Source organism: Sodalis endosymbiont of Henestaris halophilus (genome assembly GCF_900161835.1).
Taxonomy (GTDB): Bacteria; Pseudomonadota; Gammaproteobacteria; order Enterobacterales; family Enterobacteriaceae.
This window is the reverse complement of the sequence record NZ_LT897836.1, coordinates 715,280-734,787: the sequence shown is the minus strand read 5'-3', so window position 1 is coordinate 734,787 and position 19,508 is coordinate 715,280. Positions and strand designations below refer to the sequence as shown.

Annotated in this window: 9 protein-coding genes; all 9 read right to left on the bottom strand. The window is 36.8% G+C overall.

The window, feature by feature from the left end:
* Positions 1-2,891 precede the first annotated feature (2,891 nt).
* Positions 2,892-3,344 (bottom strand): 50S ribosomal protein L9, encoded by a 453-nt coding sequence (gene rplI, locus HBA_RS01530; protein ID WP_097032281.1) that lies wholly within the window; start codon positions 3,342-3,344, stop codon positions 2,892-2,894.
* A 38-nt stretch (positions 3,345-3,382) separates the two neighbouring features.
* On the bottom strand, positions 3,383-3,610 hold the full coding sequence (gene rpsR / locus HBA_RS01525; RefSeq protein ID WP_097032280.1) for a 30S ribosomal protein S18: 228 nt from the start codon (positions 3,608-3,610) through the stop codon (positions 3,383-3,385).
* 4 nt (positions 3,611-3,614) lie between these two features.
* Positions 3,615-3,932, bottom strand: a complete 318-nt coding sequence (gene priB, locus HBA_RS01520; RefSeq protein WP_097032279.1) for a primosomal replication protein N — start codon at positions 3,930-3,932, stop codon at positions 3,615-3,617.
* Between the two features lie 15 nt (positions 3,933-3,947).
* A complete protein-coding gene (gene rpsF / locus HBA_RS01515; protein ID WP_097032278.1) occupies positions 3,948-4,337 on the bottom strand; it encodes a 30S ribosomal protein S6 in 390 nt (129 codons plus the stop codon).
* Positions 4,338-5,062: 725 nt separating this feature from the next.
* Positions 5,063-5,794, bottom strand: coding sequence for a 23S rRNA (guanosine(2251)-2'-O)-methyltransferase RlmB (rlmB, locus tag HBA_RS01510; protein WP_097032277.1), 732 nt, complete (start codon positions 5,792-5,794; stop codon positions 5,063-5,065).
* A gap of 84 nt (positions 5,795-5,878) precedes the next feature.
* Complete coding sequence (gene rnr, locus HBA_RS01505) at positions 5,879-8,185, bottom strand: ribonuclease R (protein ID WP_097032276.1); 2,307 nt, start codon at positions 8,183-8,185, stop codon at positions 5,879-5,881.
* A gap of 408 nt (positions 8,186-8,593) precedes the next feature.
* Positions 8,594-9,892: an adenylosuccinate synthase gene (locus HBA_RS01500; RefSeq protein ID WP_097032275.1), complete on the bottom strand. Its 1,299-nt coding sequence runs from the start codon at positions 9,890-9,892 to the stop codon at positions 8,594-8,596.
* 117 nt (positions 9,893-10,009) lie between these two features.
* On the bottom strand, positions 10,010-10,195 hold the full coding sequence (locus HBA_RS01495) for a DUF2065 domain-containing protein (protein ID WP_097032274.1): 186 nt from the start codon (positions 10,193-10,195) through the stop codon (positions 10,010-10,012).
* An 8,422-nt stretch (positions 10,196-18,617) separates the two neighbouring features.
* Complete coding sequence (secF, locus tag HBA_RS01490) at positions 18,618-19,505, bottom strand: protein translocase subunit SecF (RefSeq protein ID WP_097032615.1); 888 nt, start codon at positions 19,503-19,505, stop codon at positions 18,618-18,620.
* Positions 19,506-19,508: the final 3 nt, after the last annotated feature.

The following is a 19,508-nucleotide window of genomic DNA, read 5'->3' as shown; positions in this document are numbered from 1 at the left end:
ATGCAGTTAAATAGTTTTCTATTAGAAATATATTCTTTATGTAATGACGTTACAATGTTAAAATATTTCTTATTTTAGTACTTTACTTAAAGTAAATCATTTCTACCTATAGAAATAATAACAAAGATTAACAGTTCCATAACTGAACCATAATCACATTTTATATATAAGTAGTACGTTGCGAGTTAGATAAAGATCTAGAAGATGTATTGCTTGCTTTACATAATTTAGCAGTAGGATGTAAAAACAAGTACATATAACTATAGTACTTTCTTGAAAGTATTATTTCTCACTCTTATACATACTAGTCAACCACTATACACACTAGTTAGCTATTAATAGCCATGTAAGTTTTTAAAATGAGGATCTTTCTATCCACAACATCATTACCCTGACGATATATCATATCTCGTGTTTTCTTTTATCCCATAGCATGCGCACTTACTGCACAACGGTAACTCAATGACATCAATAAATTTATGAATCAGAGTAAAATGTTCTATGAGCATCATATGGTTAGTCAAAAAAAAAGTAGATGGGCATCTTCAAAAAAAAATATTTTGTTTATTATATAGCCCTTAATATTAACATACCAAATAAATAGTGCCTTGCTAAACAAACCTACACAAAGCAAAATCACCGCAAGATTATTACTAAAACAACTAAAATAGTCAATAACGTTTACTTTTTAGATAACGGATAATTTATCCTCCATAAATCGCGGCACGTCACTAACTTCACTGCTATTTTTAGGGCATCAAAAATACAAACAGCTTGATACGATATACCTGACAACTTAAAAATTTGAATATTATACTAATTAACTTCCACATAGAAGTGTGATTAACTAAGAGAAATTGAATTAAACTGCAAGAAGAACGTCGTAATTTTATCAGCTAAAATTCAACGAATTCTGCACTAAGAGAAATGACAATGCGCACCGCGCGCGCAAACTACAGAAAAATAATAATACAGCCTAAGCAGTAAAGAAAGAATAGTAGTCCTCACAAGCAGCATGACCAGTACGGGCGTGATCTAAGAATAGCGACATTAAAAAGCTGGTGCTCAGGGAACATTTATGCGGAATATATAACAAATACGACCGTATTTGCCAATCAAGACTATTAATTTCTGACACCATAGTAGTTTGTGATCTACCGCGTAAATGTTATTCAATTAGTGTTCAAGGGCAATCAGGTAGATAAAATTACGGATAAAGTCGCATCACGACTTGTAATAATAGAAGAGACATAATTGCGGCGATCAATCAATAATTACCGTTTGAGAAACGCCTAAATAATAGAATAAACACTTCAAGCAACTTCCAGTCAAGCAACTTCCAGATCATTGCATAATAATGTCGCACCTGAGACCAGTAACCGAGGCATTTCTTTCACCTAAATAATCCCGGTTGCTTTCCGTTTTAGTCAAAATACTCAGCTGTATTTTGTATGCAGCGACACAAATTTTATTAGTGTTCTAGGAGGTACGATCATACATAGACAACAACAATCATACACGGTACTACCGTTTTTCTTAGTACGATATTAGTTATAAATTCACTTTTGTGTCGCAAAAACTCTTTAGTTTCATTCAATGTAGCAACAAAGAAGAAACTAATATTTTACAACTAAAACTAATGGCTATAACTAAATACGCGGCCATATTTGCAGCGGTAATTAGCGAACCACTCTTCTTTTGATTCAGCTTGAACGGTTTTCAGCATGAAAGAACTGTATAATATCACGCGTTGACAACGCGTGAACGGGTAAAATACGAAGAATGGTAAGATACTACGAAGATAATTCGTAACGAAATGATCTTATCGTCCGATAAGATTAATCTTTAACACCCATCCAGCGAAGAGCGCAGTTTTATAGCGCGCCACATCCATTTAGTAGGCTAGTATTAATTCCCTTAAGATAACAATATGTTGGTAATTTAACTGAAAAATCAACGCGCAAGCTGTAAAGAAAAGTAATAAATGCATATGAGCCGCGTTTGCTGTAGTCAAGTTTATGGAAAATGCACGATTTTCGTCTCTAGCCAATCAGTATCAAAGTTCGCACTTTATCTAACAAAATAATCACATCGATGTCCGAAAGCTCCGTATAGCTGGACTCAGCTTAACCGAGTTATCAAACACGGTACAAACCAGCATAAGCATCAGGGTGATTACAATCATGAACTCGCACCAGCTCTTTGCGAAAAGCTATCGGATTGACTGATCCTCTATATCAGTCAGTTAAAATCTAAACCATATTTAATTAGTTAAAATCCTTCTTCCGTAAGTTTTGTTTACAGAGCAACAAACCCGCCGGCTAGAATTTCACACAGCTATACTGATTCTACCCTACATAGGATTTAATCCGTAACTATACTTGTGTTTCTCTACGCAATTTAATGACAAATTGGTGGTCAAGACCGTGTCTTGACTATTTAAAAAATAAGAATGAAGTTAATAATAAGCATTACAGTTCAAGCAGGCACAACTCATAATTTTCAACCAGATAAAAATATTGTTTCATACACCATCGCTAGCTGCTAATTTTTGCGTAAAATAGTAATCATCTTATTTTACTTTGGCGATATTATAAGTTAGCTAACATTGTAGCACTATAAAAACAAGTAAATAATGCAAATTCAGCTGTTCCACCCCAATTCCGTGCAGGAGCATCTATTTATTCGTAGATAACCGCGACGCTACCGGCAAAAAAAGGTTTAATAACATGTACACACTTACCGAATAGACGATATCCAGAAGCAAAAAAACCTTGTGGTCGGGGGGCTTAAAATAAGCATACGTATAAAATACGTATAGTGTTGTGTCATTAATGGAAATTAAATAGTCCGGCTTTGTTCTGGACCTTTAACGCCATATAACCTTACTATTATCCTTTGGCAACAATCACTACTTTCAAAGTAACGAAAACTTCGCTGTGTACCTGTATTTTAACATTATGGTCACCAGTTGTCCGCAAAACTCCGTTCGGTAAACGCACTTCGTTTTTAACGACATTAACGCCGGCGGCTGTGATCGCGTCAGCAATATCGCGAGTACCAATAGAGCCAAAAAGCTTACCTTCGTATCCTGCTTTAGACGTAATAGTAACGCTACCAAGTTCATTTATTTTTGAAGCTCGTGCTTCAGCGATAGCATGAATATTCGCTAATTTAGCTTCCAATTCAGCACGTAGCGTTTCAAAATGTTTTACATTTTTATGGGTAGCTGGTACGGCTTTACCCTGTGGAAAAAGATAGTTACGAGCGTAACCCGCCTTAACATCAACTTGATCACCCAAATCACCTAGGTTATTAAATTTATTCAGCAAAATAACTTGCATTACTTTATCCTCTCAAAGGCTTAGTGAATAATGACTAATTACTGCTGACGATCAGTATACGGTAAAAGTGAAAGATAACGCGCTCGCTTGATTGCGCAAGCTAGCTGACGTTGATATTTAGCACGAGTACCTGTAATTCGGCTTGGGACGATTTTACCGCTATCGGTGATATAATTTTTAAGTGTAGCAATGTCTTTGTAGTCGATCTCAACAACGCCTTCTGCAGTAAAACGACAAAACTTGCGGCGACGGAAATAATGCGTCATATAGTTAGTCTCCGGACTCTATCAAATCAATTTGCTCGGCATGTAAAACTATTTTACTGAGGCCATTGCGTCCTTGATGGCAACTAATGAACCCCCGCACATTAATATACGCTCCGATCATTATATTTCTAGTCATATATAAAATTTGTTTTCCACTTGCTACTACGATCAGTCGACACCATGCCTGGCGTGAAAAACCTGCTTCCTGCTGTATAGAACGATGTTCAAGTATGAACTGGCAATGCGAAATACCTGAAGGGCTGACCTTATTGACATATGTCTTGCATACGGTTCCCGATAGCATTAGGCAGTTAGTTGCCATAATTAATTATTCATCCTACTTGCTAATAGCATTATAGTCTTTGTTTACTTCGGTAACGAAATCTTCAAGGCGCTCGCGACGTTCATCTTTCGAGTCTTTCATCGGAGATGCTTCAGTCACCGCATGCTTAACACGCGTGATAATACTGCGAATAACGGCATCATTAAAGCGAAAAGCTGTTTCCAGATCGTTTATCACTGTTTGGGGCACTTCTACATTCAACAGAACATAGTGAGCTTTGTGCAATTTGTTGATCGAGTAAGCAAGTTGACGACGACCCCAGTCTTCCAGGCGATGGATCTGGCCTCCAGCACTAATAATAATGGCGCTATAACGTTCGATCATGCCAGCAATCTGTTCGCTTTGGTCAGGATGAACCATAAAAACGATTTCATAATGACGCATAAAATGGCTCCTTACAGATTATTTAACTTTCTGTCAAGATTAATAGTGAGCAAGAAAGTAAGGAACGAAAATAAATGTAAAGTTAAAAATAATGTATAATTTTACTTATACGGTTGACGAAACACAAGAACCCAAGAAAATTCTTTCTAAGTTTGCGGTCGGTATTAGTGTGCAGCATTTGACATAGGAGGTTTAAGTATTAAGCGTGAAGCATCAAATATCTAGTATCTTAGTTTTTAAGAGTAAAGCGGTAGCTAAGTGTCTTGAATAATTTAAAGCATTCTACATAAAAACAGCAAAAAGTGCGACTACACCACATAAAATCACTGAAATATATCAGTAGCACTTAAGACGACACCTAATTATAATTCGCGCTAAGCGCCCTTTACAACAGCGCTATTATTTTCTAGCAACGGGCAACTTATTAAGCATGTTCTACTAACGATATTGCGCAAAAAATACCGGAAAACACATGCTAGCCATACGAGAGAGCATGTTGATATTGTTACGTATAATGTAATAAATGGTACAGATAAAAGCAATAGTCGTCAAAGTTGAGAGCATACCACCCCCCTCGCCTGTAAACACTTAATGCTGATAAGCGAGTCGAATATCAGAGTCAAGATACATAATTAGTAAAAGACACCCGTATCATGAGATAAATTTAATCAAAAAGTAGTATTAGCCCGAATGTATAGCTTTTGCCGAAAGTTGCTAAATGACATTTAACTTCTCTGCCGAACGGCCTCAAATAGACATAACCCAGCAGCCACTGACACATTAAGGGACGAAACCGTACCGGCCATGGGAATACTGACAAGTTCATTGCAATGTTTACGCGTTAAGCGACGCATACCTTGGCCTTCCGCACCTACTACTAACGCTAGCGACCCTGTTAATTTACTTTGATATAGGTGATGAGGCGCCTCGCCAGCAGTACCTATAATCCACACATTATGCTCTTGAAGCAGTCGTAATGTGCGTGCTAGGTTAGTAACGCGGATTAAAGGTACGGTCTCCGCGGCACCGCTGGCGACCTTTTTGGCGGTAGCATTCAACGGCGCGGCGCGATCACGTGAAACAATTACTGCATGAACACCGGCAGCATCAGCACAGCGCATACAAGCGCCAAGGTTATGAGGATCGGTAATGCCATCCAAAATCAGTAGCAGCGGCGAATCTTGTTCGGCTAGCAGTTTTAGCAGTTCGTTACGTTGAAAACGCCACTCTACCTGCACACGGGCGACAATGCCCTGGTGTACTGCGCCCTCAGTTTTCTCGTCTAACCACTGACGACTAACCATCCGAATAACTATTCCGGCCTGCTTTAATTGATGAACCAAAGACTGCAAACGACGGTCATTACGCCCTTTTAACAAATACACATCCAAAAAATGCTTAGGGTCGCGAATTAGTAAGGCTTGTACGGAATGAATACCGTAAATAATTTCATTCATATTATAATCATTTTTATCAGTAATAAGCTATCCCCATCTGGCTTATTTGAGATTATAGATAATAAATATAGCCGCGTAGGTCACTCAGTTTTGTGAGTGACCGGAAGCCAAAGCACGTTTTCTGCGGCGACCCTGCAGTTTGCAGGCATGTGCCGTTTGCTGTTGACGCTTAAAATCATTTTTGCCACCGACGCGTGGCTGCCGGTGGCTAGAAATTAATGAAAAATCTATTTTACGGTCATCAACATGCACCGCTTCAACACGGATTTTTACCGCATCTCCTATCCGGTAAACCTTACCGCCGGATTCTCCTATAAGCCGCTGACCTATATTATCATAGCGGTAATAATTATTACCCAGAGAAGAAATATGTACTAAACCGTCAATAAACAGCTCATGGAGCCGTACAAAAAAGCCGAAACTAGTGACACTTGTAATAATACCACTGAATACCTGTCCAACGTGATCTTGAATGAAATCACATTTCAACCAGTCTGTAACGTCACGAATCGCTTCATCAGCTCGGCGTTCGCTGAGCGAACATTGCTGGCCAAGCTGAAACATTTCTTTTAACTCAAAATGCCAGCCACCGGTAGATGTGGAGCATCCGTCGATATCGCCAGTTTGGCAGCCAACAATATATTTGATTGCCCGATGCAACGTAAGATCAGAGTAGCGGCGAATAGGTGAAGTGAAATGAGCATATGCCTGAAGCGCTAGCCCAAAGTGGCCTCGATTCTCAGGATCATAAATCGCCTGCTTCATTGATCTTAGCAGCAGAGTTTGCAGCATTTCTTGATCTGATCTTTTGGAGACTAAATTCATCATATCAGCATAATCTTTAGGCTGAGGTTTATCACCGCCGCCTAAAGTTAGGCCCAGTTCTCCCAATATTGTGCGCAATAAGGCGATATGTTCATGGCTTGGCCGGTCATGAACTCGATAAAGTGCAGGCTCTTTATGTTTTTCAACAAAACGCGCGGCAGCAATATTCGCCAAAATCATGCATTCTTCGATAAGTTTATGGGCATTATTACGCTTTACTGTCTCAATACGATCGATGCGACGATCTGCATTGAAAATAAACTTAGCCTCTTCTACTTCAAAAGAGATGCCGCCGCGCTGCAACCTAGCCTGTTCTAGCATCTGGTACATATTATGCAGCTGCGTTAGCGGATTGATAAGCGGCGCGTAATCGGCACACAATTTTTGCTGGCCTTGCAGGACCTGCCATACTTTATTGTAAGTCAGGCGCGCATGAGAATTCATGATTGCTTCATAAAACTTATAAGAAGACAGACGACCATGGGCAGAGATGGTCATCTCGCAAACCATACACAACCTATCTACTTGCGGATTAAGCGAGCAAAGATCATTAGAAAGAACTTCAGGTAGCATTGGGATTACCTGGGAAGGAAAATAGACCGAGGTAGAGCGCCGGCGTGCTTCCTGATCCAGTGGCGTATCTGGCCGAACATAGTAACTTACGTCAGCAATCGCTACCCACAAACGCCATCCTCCGCTGCGTTTTTTTTCACAGTATACTGCATCATCAAAATCGCTTGAATCCTCGTCATCGATAGTTACTAAAGGTAGATTTCGTAAATCTACACGTCCTCTCTTAGCAGCTTCCGGTACTTCTTTTTGTAAATTAGTTAACTGTTGATCGACTTCGTACGGCCAGTCGTAGTGAATGTCATGAGTACGCAACGCAATATCGACTGCCATGTTGGTACCCATATTATCGCCGAGTACTTCAATAACTTTACCAATCGCTTTAGTGTTCCTGGTTGGGCGTTGAGTCAATTCCACCACCACAACAAACCTTACGCGAGCGCCCTGGGTCTCTTCGGGCGGAATAAAAATATCAAAACTAAAGCGCCTATCGTCCGGTACAACAAAAGCACTGCCGACATCAATAAAAAAACGACCTACAATTTGGTTGGTTTTCGGAACTAGCACACGCAAAATGCGTGCTTCACGACGACCTTTGCGGTCCGCGCTATGTAGCTGCGCCATGACGATATCACCGTGAATTGCCATTTTCATTTGTTCAGCGGACAAATAATAATCGTCTTTGTTACCCTTCACTCGCAAAAAACCAAAACCATCGCGATGGCCAATGACCGTACCACGTAACACATCCAAGCGCTCTGGTAACGCATAACACTGCTGACGGGTAAAAATCAGTTGGCCATCACGCTCCATAGCACGTAGGCGGCGGCGAAATCCCTCTAGTTGATCCTTACCACTGATATCTAGTTCTTGTGCTAAATCCTTACGGCTGACGGGATTTTCCCGCTTGGCTAAGTGAGAGAGAATAAATTCTCGGCTAGGCACCGGAAATGCGTATTTCTCTCCCTCCCTTTCCAGAAAGGGATCTCGTGACATTCTGCTATCTCCATAATGTCAAACTAGGTTGCCGTTTTACTAGCGATCGTGCGGAATCATGTAACAAACTGCATGGGCACCTGCGGTAACGCCTGTTTTATACTGAAGGCAAAATGTTAATTTATGCTTCCGCATTACAACCCTTTAGCGCGCATAGCGACAGCCTTAACTCCGCCTTATCAAGTGATACTTTAACTAAAACCTAGCACGACATGTGTGTCGGTAAAAAGGGAACATATTAATAATAAAAGTAACCTTTGATAACCAAACCGGCTATGAAATTTATCGGTTGGCAATAAGAAGATTCACAATTATAGTAGAGTAACCTAGTTACTTATTTATATCTAAAAGATATACTCGTGTAATTTAATTTGCTATAGTATTTTACTAAATGACTCTTAATAATCGTTAGGCATCAAACGGATCGCGGATAATCATCGTTTGGCTACGATCAGGACCGGTTGAAATGATGTCCACAGGCACGCCAGTTATTTCTTCTATACGCTTGATATAAAGATGAACCTCATCAGGCAGTTTGTCGAACTGCTTCACCTCTAAGGTATTTGCTCTCCATCCAGATTGCGTTTCATAAATTGGTTTTATGCCTTCCCAGCTTTGAGCTGTCAACGGGGTACTGTCAACCATTCGACCATCAGGCAGCCGATAGGCAGTACAAATTTTCACCTCTTGCAGACCATCAAGCACATCGAGCTTAGTTAAGCAGATACCGGAAAGAGAGTTGATCTGTACCGCGCGTCGTAACACTACCGCATCTAGCCAGCCAGTGCGGCGGCGGCGGCCTGTGGTGACACCAAATTCATTGCCTCTAATGCACAGACGCTTGCCCGTATCATCCAACAGCTCGGTCGGGAACGGACCGGCTCCGACTCGGGTAGAATACGCCTTGACGATACCTAAGACATAATCCACATAACGCGGACCCAAGCCAGAACCTGTAGCAACGCAGCCAGCCGTGGTGTTTGACGAGGTGACATAGGGATAGGTTCCGTGATCGATATCCAACAAAGTTCCCTGGGCACCTTCAAATATCATTAGATCGCCACGGTGCCGCGCAGCATTTAGGAGCTCAGAAACATCTACCACCATCTTTGTCAGAACATCAGAAACTGCCAAAATATCGTTCAGCACCGTTTGATAATCCACTTTTTTAACTTTATAATACTGCACTAGCTGGAAATTATAGTAATCTACTACTTCTTCTAGTTTGGTGGCGAAAGTTTTCTTATTAAATAGATCGCCCACACGCAAAGCGCGACGGGCGGCTTTGTCTTCATAAGCGGGACCGATACCGCAGCGGGTGGTACCAATAGCTTTTATACCACCAGCATTTTCACGCGCGTTATCCATAGCAACGTGATAAGCAAGCAGGAGAGGGCAAGCTTCGGAAATTAGCATACGTTCGCGTACTGGAATACCCTGAGCCTCCAACGCCCCAATTTCCTTCATCAGCGCTAATGGAGATAATACAACACCGTTGGCGATAATATTAATGACATTTTCACGCAAAATACCTGCAGGAATCAAATGAAGGATGGTTTTTTTATCATTGATAACTAAAGTATGACCGGCATTGTGTCCACCCTGATAACGAACAACATACTTAACCCGCTCGGTCAGCCAGTCCACTACCTTGCCTTTACCTTCGTCACCCCATTGGGTGCCTAGTACGACGACGTTTTTACCCATTTTTTAAACTTTACCAGATTACTTTAAAATATATTATAACATCTAACTAGACAACTTTAAGTAATTTTAGTATCTGTTCACATTGTTGTTTGCACTATATTTTAATCAACGATTTTACTATGCAGTATAGTAGTATATGATACTACCGGCGACCACTAAACCACCGCCGAAACGGCGCAGCAGTGTATCCGGTAAATTCACCAAAGAACCTATAACCTTGCGCCAGAATGTGGGAAACAACATGGGTCCTAACCCTTCGAGCACAAGCAACAAACCAAGGGTCATCCAAATAGTTGGATTCATGACATAACCTCAAAGCAAAAACCCTGAATCATCAGTTTCATGTATATAAATTACATATTAAATAAAAGGATTAATTATGATTAAAAATAATTTAAGTCGAATAACGCAAACTTCGGTTTTCGAGTGTTTTTTAGACATAAAACAATAACAAATCTATTGACCAGAAAATGATAGAGCGCAGATCTTTTCTTAAATAACCAAGTAACCAGGACGAACACCATACTTAGGTTAAGTTACTGTATAAATTTGTAAAGCATCATAGTAAAAAACTTTATTTTTAATATAAATTCACTAAATAAATTGGAAATTATTTAGTACAATACCAGTCTTTTGATGTAGACTACCACTAGTGCTTTTAAACAAATTTTTTCAGCATAGTGTCTTCCTTGATAGCTATATGATAGCTATCAGAAGGTAATAGCGCATCTTACTGGTCATCTAAAGTACTTTCGAGATTATTTCTTAGCTTGCAGCAAAATTTATATTACTAAACTTCCAATTAACTAGCTAATAAATCTAAAGTATCCGCCTGATTATCTTAACGCTTTCTTCTATAAAATCATTTATACCGCAACTTTATAAACTTGGTTATGCTGCTAGCATGATAAAATAGACATAGAAGCGTATTCATTGTCTTAATATTTGTATGTGCAAAACAACACTTATCAGGTATTTTAAACTAGAATTTTAGGTTTCTTCAACGAATTGCGCTTTTTATAACATATTTAAGTATTAAGTTCATTATTCCCAATACTACCATGAACAGCAGCTGCTTGGTTAAGCATCTACAAATAGATAATATAGCGCATTGATATGATTGGGTATAGTACTATTCTGAGTTTTTATACAACGAAAATCACTGACTGCCTTCTATCTTAAAGGTGGTAGAAGGTTTTGAGAAACTTTATTTTTCTATTTTTAAGGTTAGTATCCCTTTTTAATATCTAGGTATACAACCCATATTTATAAGTTAATAAAATTAATAATGACGTTTTATTTATTATCAATACGATAGTTCCTTATCCTAGTAAGGAATAGCAACAATTCTAATGTTTTTAGCAGCATATTTAATAAATGTAAGATTGCTCCAGAACTAGCTTGTCTGTGTGACCTCCAAAATTTAGCAGCAAATGCCTTGCTAATTGGGTAACCTATAAAAATTGCAGCAAAATACATATAATAACTATAGCGTGAGTAGCTCATTTTGGTTTGTCTCATATACTAAATGTTCCAGAATAAACATCGTACTCCTTTATAAAATGAGGGTGCTTTCAGTTTAGTCTATCAATACATGCGACCACTATGAACTTAAAACTAGATACGCATCAACTTCAGTTGCATAATTTTACTACAAACATTAGAATGAATAAGAATAATTTCTTCCATACATTTCATCAAAATGATTTACTAGCAGCCTCCTTATTTAGGCCATAGTTAACATCTTTTAGTTTAAAGATAAACTTTAACGTTTGAGCTATTTTCAACCTAAATCTTATTTAGCTCAATAATCACCTAGCACAATCTCAAGTAATCTTTACAGAACAAAATTAGAGGCACAATCAACTATTATTACGACACACCAGTTTTATGTCCCTTATAAATTCACGACTCTTCTTTAGACAACATGCGATTACAACAGGTGTTAGTTACCTGTTGTATTTGTGGTTCTTTTCATTTTTTTAGAATATATTATAATTATTAACGTGAAATAAGATTTTCACAATCAAAATAAACAAAATAGTCTCCATATCGTAGATAAATAAGAGAACATAGTAGGTTTAAATAATGCTGCTAATTTTTTTCTTTAAGAAAATAGTTAGCTAGTTGTTGGTATTAATATTTAAATAGTTAGTTCATCTGGCAACAAAACCTACGGTTATCAGCCCATCCTACATCTACACAAGCAATCTCTAGAAGAAGATACAATCTAACTCTTAGCATGCAGTTTTCTCTGCACACTCATCTCATAAATGTATATTACGCTACAAGTTATGTTGCTTCAGCATATTTATCAGCGAGCTTATTCCTGCCAAATTTTTCTTATCTTTTATATATACTAATAAATTCCGTAATAAGTTTTATTATTTACGATGGTGCTTCTAATTTTCTACAATGAAATCAAATACGCTTACCAGCGACGTTCTATGCTGTATTTTCCACTGTAGTTAGGTAAATTTATGATATGTTAATTAAAATAAATAAACCATGATTTAGGAGCGCAACTTGTAGTTTTCAATATGCAACTTGGTGTTATCTAGCAGCCACGCATCGCTGAATGATAACTAGGAGTTGATATAATTGATTAATTATAACAATTAATTGTTAATAACATATACTTGTATGTATGAATTATCAACCCGCAGTAATGAATGTGGTAGTTGCAGGCGAAGTCTAAATAACCGGTAAAATCAGTAATCGACTACAACCATCGGGTTTAGCTCAATGACATCTACATTATACATATATACATCATAAACCTGTATCAACCGGTGATAATACCCTTACCAAAGGACATTGCTGCACACATTGTTTATATAATTAAGATGGTTTTTAGAGTCAAATACACCGAATATGGTGTTAAGCACGCGGTTAATACCAGAAACCGCACTGCCAGTACTAGTTTAATTTAGAACACAGTTCAAATCTTGGACGCTTCTGATTTCCACTAAATATAATACGCGCGATGACGTGATCGATAAAGAAATTGTATTCAGGTAAATCAACGTTATACTGATAGTAGTAATCAAGCCTGCTGCGCGCCCCCATTTTTGAAACTACCTGCCCATTTTGCAGGTAGTTTGTGAAACAACGGCGATTTTACCTATCACCTGATTAAGCTCGTTTAGGTGCGAGTAGACAATAAGCAATGTTCATGAGCGCAGTCTAGTAAAGCTGTTTTTTATTTTAAAACTACGTGTGGGCGCGCTACATCAATATGCCTAGCATGGCGGCAACGTTATGAGTAATGACAGAAATAGAACTTATCTTTTAATAATTAGGCCAAAATTAAATACTTGTGTAAGTTGATAAGTTACTGTGAACTTTCCAGTCGTTCACTTTAAGTGCACAACCAGCCAAAATTAACTCTTCTTTAATCAGCAACTTGCCAGGCCACACAGAGAACCACGATAGATGGTCTGCGGCAACATTTTAAACAGTAGATTAACTCACGGCGCGTAAATATAAACCTGTTAGGTTTGCGCATTTCTCACTGTTTAAATCAAGCAGCAAAATCAGCCTGATCAAAGTACGGATAGGGGGATACAGATATCAGGCTGAAAATGAAATATTTCATTTTGTATTAGGCAGTTTAACCTGCATATAGCGTAACATATGTGCGATTGCAATATGCATAGCAGTAACGTAAGCGGACATGGAAGCTATGATAATTTACCGATTTGCTCCGTTTCCATATCTTAATAGAACAGCAAATATCGCGTGTATTGTAAATCATCTCATTGCGGCGCCTGTAACAACCTTTAACGCACGATTGTATCACAACGCTAAATATATTTAGCGATAAACCAATATCATATAAAATTCAGGCAAGCAAAAGCTGAAGAGTTATTTGGCAACACATCCAACTTAACCTTCCTTAATTCACAATCAAACACAAATCATGAATACACAAATATACACATGAAAACGCATTGAGAATTAATATTCTAAGCAATAAAGAAAGTATTAATTAGTTTAATAACATGAACTATAACAAGACTGTATTTAGTACAAAAACTAATGTCAATTACCTCTAGTGAAGCCCTTAATTTAGTCATGGCGTACATGTGAAGTATACAGTTATATAAAACGCATCACTTGCATAACTAACACTTTATTAATCTTAAATAAATATTAAAAATAAATTTGAATTAACGTAGCGACGCAGCCATTTTCTTGATTACGATAAGATTGTAGATGCTGCTAACCATAATAGTGAATGATTCACATTCAGATTATTATTGCTTATTTCGCGTTTTTACGCAAATGCGAGAACACAATCTCATTCTAGTCATCGCCTGCTAAGGCTTATAAAACACAGGTGTTCTTCGCCAAGAAGCTTTTTGCACCTTATTGAGGGTAATCACTCAACGTGAAGATGTCCTAAGCTGCTTAATAGCAGTACGCGATTAATATAGGATACGTGATATTTTACTATTTCAGAGAAAACATAAACTGCGTTTATCCGATAGAAAATTAAGTGTGATAGATAAATACCGTTCAGCAGAACGGTACAGAAAAATAAAACTATTTGAGTTAATTTATTTCACTACCTGTCTTTATTACAGGCAGTACTTACAGCACATCCACATTAAACCCTACTAATATTATGAAGATTTTATCTTAAACAAATTAAATACTATTCCGTAACTGGTTAGGGAAGATGCTAGTATTAGTTAATTAATAAACTGCTACGACCCATGCCAGAGACGTCTTTTAATCTTTATCACTAATAAAAATCGATGATGTGGTTTCGCTCACGATAAACAACATCGTTTCGATGTTGTTTATCTCCCCCTCTGTGGGAATAGAAGGAGAAGTAGTAATATAGGTGCTAAATAAAAAATTCATTGGTTGCGAGCTAGATAAAATCATAAGCATTACTCTCTAATTAGTAGAGAGTAAAAGAAATAGTCCTAAACTAGTGTAACTGAAGTGAAGTTAATAGATAATTATCTAATTACTCAACGAGTTCTTACACTGTGAGTGGTTGTAAAGAAAATCAAAATAGTAAGGTTTCGCAAAAGTAAGTATGAATTTACTGATAATAAATAAAGTGCAAGTATAACTAAATATACCAAAAACAAACATTATAATACGCAATATTTCAATCGTTTTACCTAGTTAACTACTGCTAGTACAGCAATTGATACGGAAGGAGTGCAATGATACAAAGAACTACCGCCAGAAAGGACTAGCTTTGAAGCGACGATGCAACCACATGTATTGATCCGGGGATTTGTGGTATAATCTGTTATACAACTTTATTTATATATTTCGCAAAGGCTATAATACTTTAATCTAGCGGTAAGTAGCGATCTCAGGCAAAATTAGCAGTTTGTAACCACGCACGCGCGACAGAAACGGCTCAGTATGAAGGAAATCACAATTCGTTTGACTCTTTTGGGCCGAAATATAGGTTTCGCACCGGTTATCGCGGTCTCGGTTACTGCTAATAAAGGTACAAATACGCTGCTTTACGAAGCATAATCGTAATTTAGCACATATCAGATGATCTATTCTTTTTCAATACGCTAAGTATTCTCTTAATATCCGATCGCTCTAGCATGGATTTATTATATCGTAAACAACACCCAGGTCTACAACCAATCAAGGAATAGGTTATCGTTGAAGCAATAACCTTTTTATACCCGGATATTATACATTTCAAAATTCGCGCACTCAGTTTTAAGATAAGAAAATCTATACTAACAAGTAACATACCTTTGTTTTTTGCTTAATCACTTGCGATACAATCTAAGACGCTAATAGTAACCTAGCGTTTTAATACGCTAATCTAGCCAAAACCACAATCAATTCCGGTTTAAATAACCATCACGTCGACCGACTCAAAAAATTCCGTAATAACACTACACGCTCCGATTTTGGCATGTCCGTAAAACATAAATTGTAAATTTTGGTATTAAATCACCTTTCTATAGAGGCGTATAAAACGCATTGCAACTCGCTCTAAGTGAAGTACGTGCAATGTAAAGTACAGGATATAAAATATATATAACACCAGAAAGCCGAGTATGGCCAGAATACTCAGCAAAGTCAGTCAATTGCGCAGATAAAGCAATAAAACGATTAAAATAGGATGCATAGTTATAACATCTTAAATATGGATATTATAAGTCTACTCCTAATGTCATACATATCATTATATTCCTTAAATTATTCAGGCATGTTATTATCGTAGTCGAATAAAATAACACTCGCTATGCATAATCGATAAACTCAGTTTAGGCAAAAACCTGGAACAATAGTAGCGGCTCTACCAGAGCTAAAATCATTGCTTTAATAAAAATACCATACCAACAAGGTAAAGATATAATCTTTATTAATTAGTAAATAAAACATGTTATAATAGCTCTAGTTTCAAGTATCTACCAATAAATACAAAAACAAATAACGAGTTAAATAACTTACCTTATAAACCAAAACAATCATTTCAGTGATACATTGCAACCTGATTTATGCAGCATAATAACTAATATATGTATAGGAAAGTTTTGAGCTGTTCTAGAAATGGATGTTAAAAGTGCTCACTTTCCACCCTTAGTAAACTGCATAATGTTTACCTCAAAGAGCTATTGGTAATCGTTAAAATACTTGAGATAAACAAGGAGCTTGGTCGTTAAACTTTTTGTATAATATTTCGCAACGGTCAAGAACCTATTATAGAGGTCAATACTAGACGGACACTGTCGCACAATTAAAGATTACACAAAGCATCAACCACAATAAAGGTGGTAACTGCTGTGGTAATAACTCGATTGAAAAGTTATTCATGAGTCAAAAGGAGGCATCAATGTACCAAAAACAGGCTTATCAAAGTTTTTGAAGGAAGATCCACACTATATAACAGGGGTATTATTAACATCATTCTTCTCTGATATAATTACTAAGCTTTAACGCTAAATGAATTAAAGCAATTGTCCCATAAAGTTAGACATATAACTTCACAGATTAATTAATTACTACAAAATTAAAATTATTTAAACGAAACATTCTTAGAAGTAATTTTGAAAGAAATCATAAATTCATGAGAAACAATGAAACAAATAAACGATACCAAAATAAGCCTAATTAAAGCATCACATAATGATGGCATAGTACGCAGGAGTTTCTGTAAAAACATGTAAGAATAAGGTATAATATAATTATTTAAATTATAAATATTTTAATTGAGTAACGACACAGCTAATTCCTATAATTCACCATTTTCCCAGCCTTGTTTGACGTTATGACACACTATGCAGCAACTTGATTTAATCAGAAGTCATTCTGATATACATCACAGTATCTAAATATAAAATATGGCAGTAATACCTTTTACATTGCTTAAAAAACTTACATGAACATCTCTATATGTGCTTACTAGAGCAATTAAACAACACATGAAGGATACAATATCTGATTAATAACACATTGAGTAACGTATTAAAACAATATCTTGTGCTAATTATCACCTTACGCTTAGGAGATACTCTCTAGTATAAATATATCATACTAAACAAATCATCAGATCTACATTTTAAGCAATAATCACAACCATACAATAGCAGATATTTTACTATTTTGTCATTCACTAACGATAAAAAGAGCATAAACTTATCAAACATAAGCGTCAGAATTCTTATATCTATTATCATAGTACAATACACTAACTAATATAATAATTGAATACTCATTCAACCATCGCTTATTGACTACATTCATATTGAATAGCTAAAATTATTAGCTAATAGGCATCACATTATCTGGATATCTTGATAGATATCATATCTTAAAAAGAATGAGCAAAATAATAACTACCTAAAATAAATACAACTAATTTAGTAATCTCTATTATTAAAAATGTAGAGATCAAAGATATAAATATATTTAAATATAGAAGGTAAAATAACAAAATTAATCATGTTATGGCATTACTATTTACCATGTTTCGTGTAGCCATGGATGAATAAGTAATCAAAAGTTATTCAATTAAACGTAAATTTATTTTCTAGATAATTAAAGTTGCATAACTATGCATTAACAAAAATATAATTCTCTAAGAAAATAACCTCTGATCACATTATTACCTTGTTTTGATCCAAATCAAAACCTATCTTTTGTAAGCGGACAACATTTAGGAGAGATGTAAGTTTTACCAAAAATTGTAAAAACGACCATATCTACATCCAAGCAAGAAAAACAGACATGCAGCTAACACTATAATTTGATTAACAAATATCTACGCTAATAATAAGCAGATGATTATGCACAAAAGAAATTGCTATAGCATAAGTTATTTGAGTTTATAGATAAACATTAAGATAAGAAAAATATTTAAATAAGCTTAAAAATTTTAATAAATTATTCTAAATTAAATTATTTTAACTTATTTATTTAATTATTAAAAGCTTCAATATCATATTTTATATTCAGCTGCATGATATTTAGTCGAACACGGCGTAAAATACGCTGGCGATGGATTTTACCAAGCCTATAATCAGGAGACTACACACCTAAACATGTTTAGGTGGCAAATCAACTTTGCGCGCCGATGCAATAAAAAGTCATACGGTTAGCAATGGCTATCCGCGCAAGCCCCAAGTTGGTAGGTCACGATCTATAACAAATGCACACAACAAAAATCGTATACGCGTTTAGAATTCCTTATAGGCGTTAAGCAATTTTAACGATGCAACAATGATTAATTAGCACCCTCTTTTTCTACGATCTGAAGCATCAGATGTTCGCGTTGCATGCCAAGCTTAAGCGCTAATGCTGAAGCAACATAGATAGAACTGACAGTACCGATAAAAACACCGATAAAAAGTGTTATCGAGAAGCTACGCAGCATTACGCCGCCAAAAATTAACAGCATTAGTACTACCATTAAGGTGGTGGCAGACGTTATTATGGTTCTACTCAAAGTTTGCGTTAGAGATACGTTTAAAATATCGTATGTACTTCCGCGATGGATTTTACGGAAATTCTCACGAATACGATCTGAAACTACGATACTGTCGTTTAGCGAATAGCCGATCACCGACATCAACGAGGGGATGATCGTAAGATCAATTTCTATACGGAACAGCGAAATAATCCCCATAGTAATTACCACATCATGCGCAAGCGCCAAAACCACTCCTGTAGCCAGCCGCCATTCAAAACGAATGCCAACATAGATTAAGATACAAATCAACGCTACCAACAGCGCCAAAACGCCGTCTTGCGCCAGTTCACTACCGATACTTGGTCCAAAAAACTCAATCCGCTTTAAGACGGCGTTTTGACCAATTGCATTATTAATAACCATGAGAACTTTATTACCCAAATCCTGGGCTTCTTGTACCGGAGGCATGCGAACTACCAGATCGCGACTGCTGCCGAAATACTGCACCAGTAGATCCGTGAAACCTGCATGTTCAAGTACATTACGAATCTGGTGAAGATCTACGGTATTTTCTAGATTAAGTTCAATTACCGTACCGCCCGAAAAATCCAACCCACAGTTAAAACCGCACATCACCATAATTGTAATGGAAGATATAAACAAAATAGCTGATAGGCTAAAAGCCACATAATCCCAACGCATAAA

Bases quoted from the DNA above. Each gene is read 5' to 3' on its own strand.
- HBA_RS01500 (WP_097032275.1), bottom strand. From the start codon at position 9,892: ATGGGTAAAAACGTCGTCGTACTAGGCACCCAATGGGGTGACGAAGGT.
- rnr (WP_097032276.1), bottom strand. From the start codon at position 8,185: ATGTCACGAGATCCCTTTCTGGAAAGGGAGGGAGAGAAATACGCATTT.
- secF (WP_097032615.1), bottom strand. From the start codon at position 19,505: ATGCGTTGGGATTATGTGGCTTTTAGCCTATCAGCTATTTTGTTTATA.
- rlmB (WP_097032277.1), bottom strand. From the start codon at position 5,794: ATGAATGAAATTATTTACGGTATTCATTCCGTACAAGCCTTACTAATT.
- rpsF (WP_097032278.1), bottom strand. From the start codon at position 4,337: ATGCGTCATTATGAAATCGTTTTTATGGTTCATCCTGACCAAAGCGAA.
- priB (WP_097032279.1), bottom strand. From the start codon at position 3,932: ATGGCAACTAACTGCCTAATGCTATCGGGAACCGTATGCAAGACATAT.
- rplI (WP_097032281.1), bottom strand. From the start codon at position 3,344: ATGCAAGTTATTTTGCTGAATAAATTTAATAACCTAGGTGATTTGGGT.
- HBA_RS01495 (WP_097032274.1), bottom strand. From the start codon at position 10,195: ATGAATCCAACTATTTGGATGACCCTTGGTTTGTTGCTTGTGCTCGAA.
- rpsR (WP_097032280.1), bottom strand. From the start codon at position 3,610: ATGACGCATTATTTCCGTCGCCGCAAGTTTTGTCGTTTTACTGCAGAA.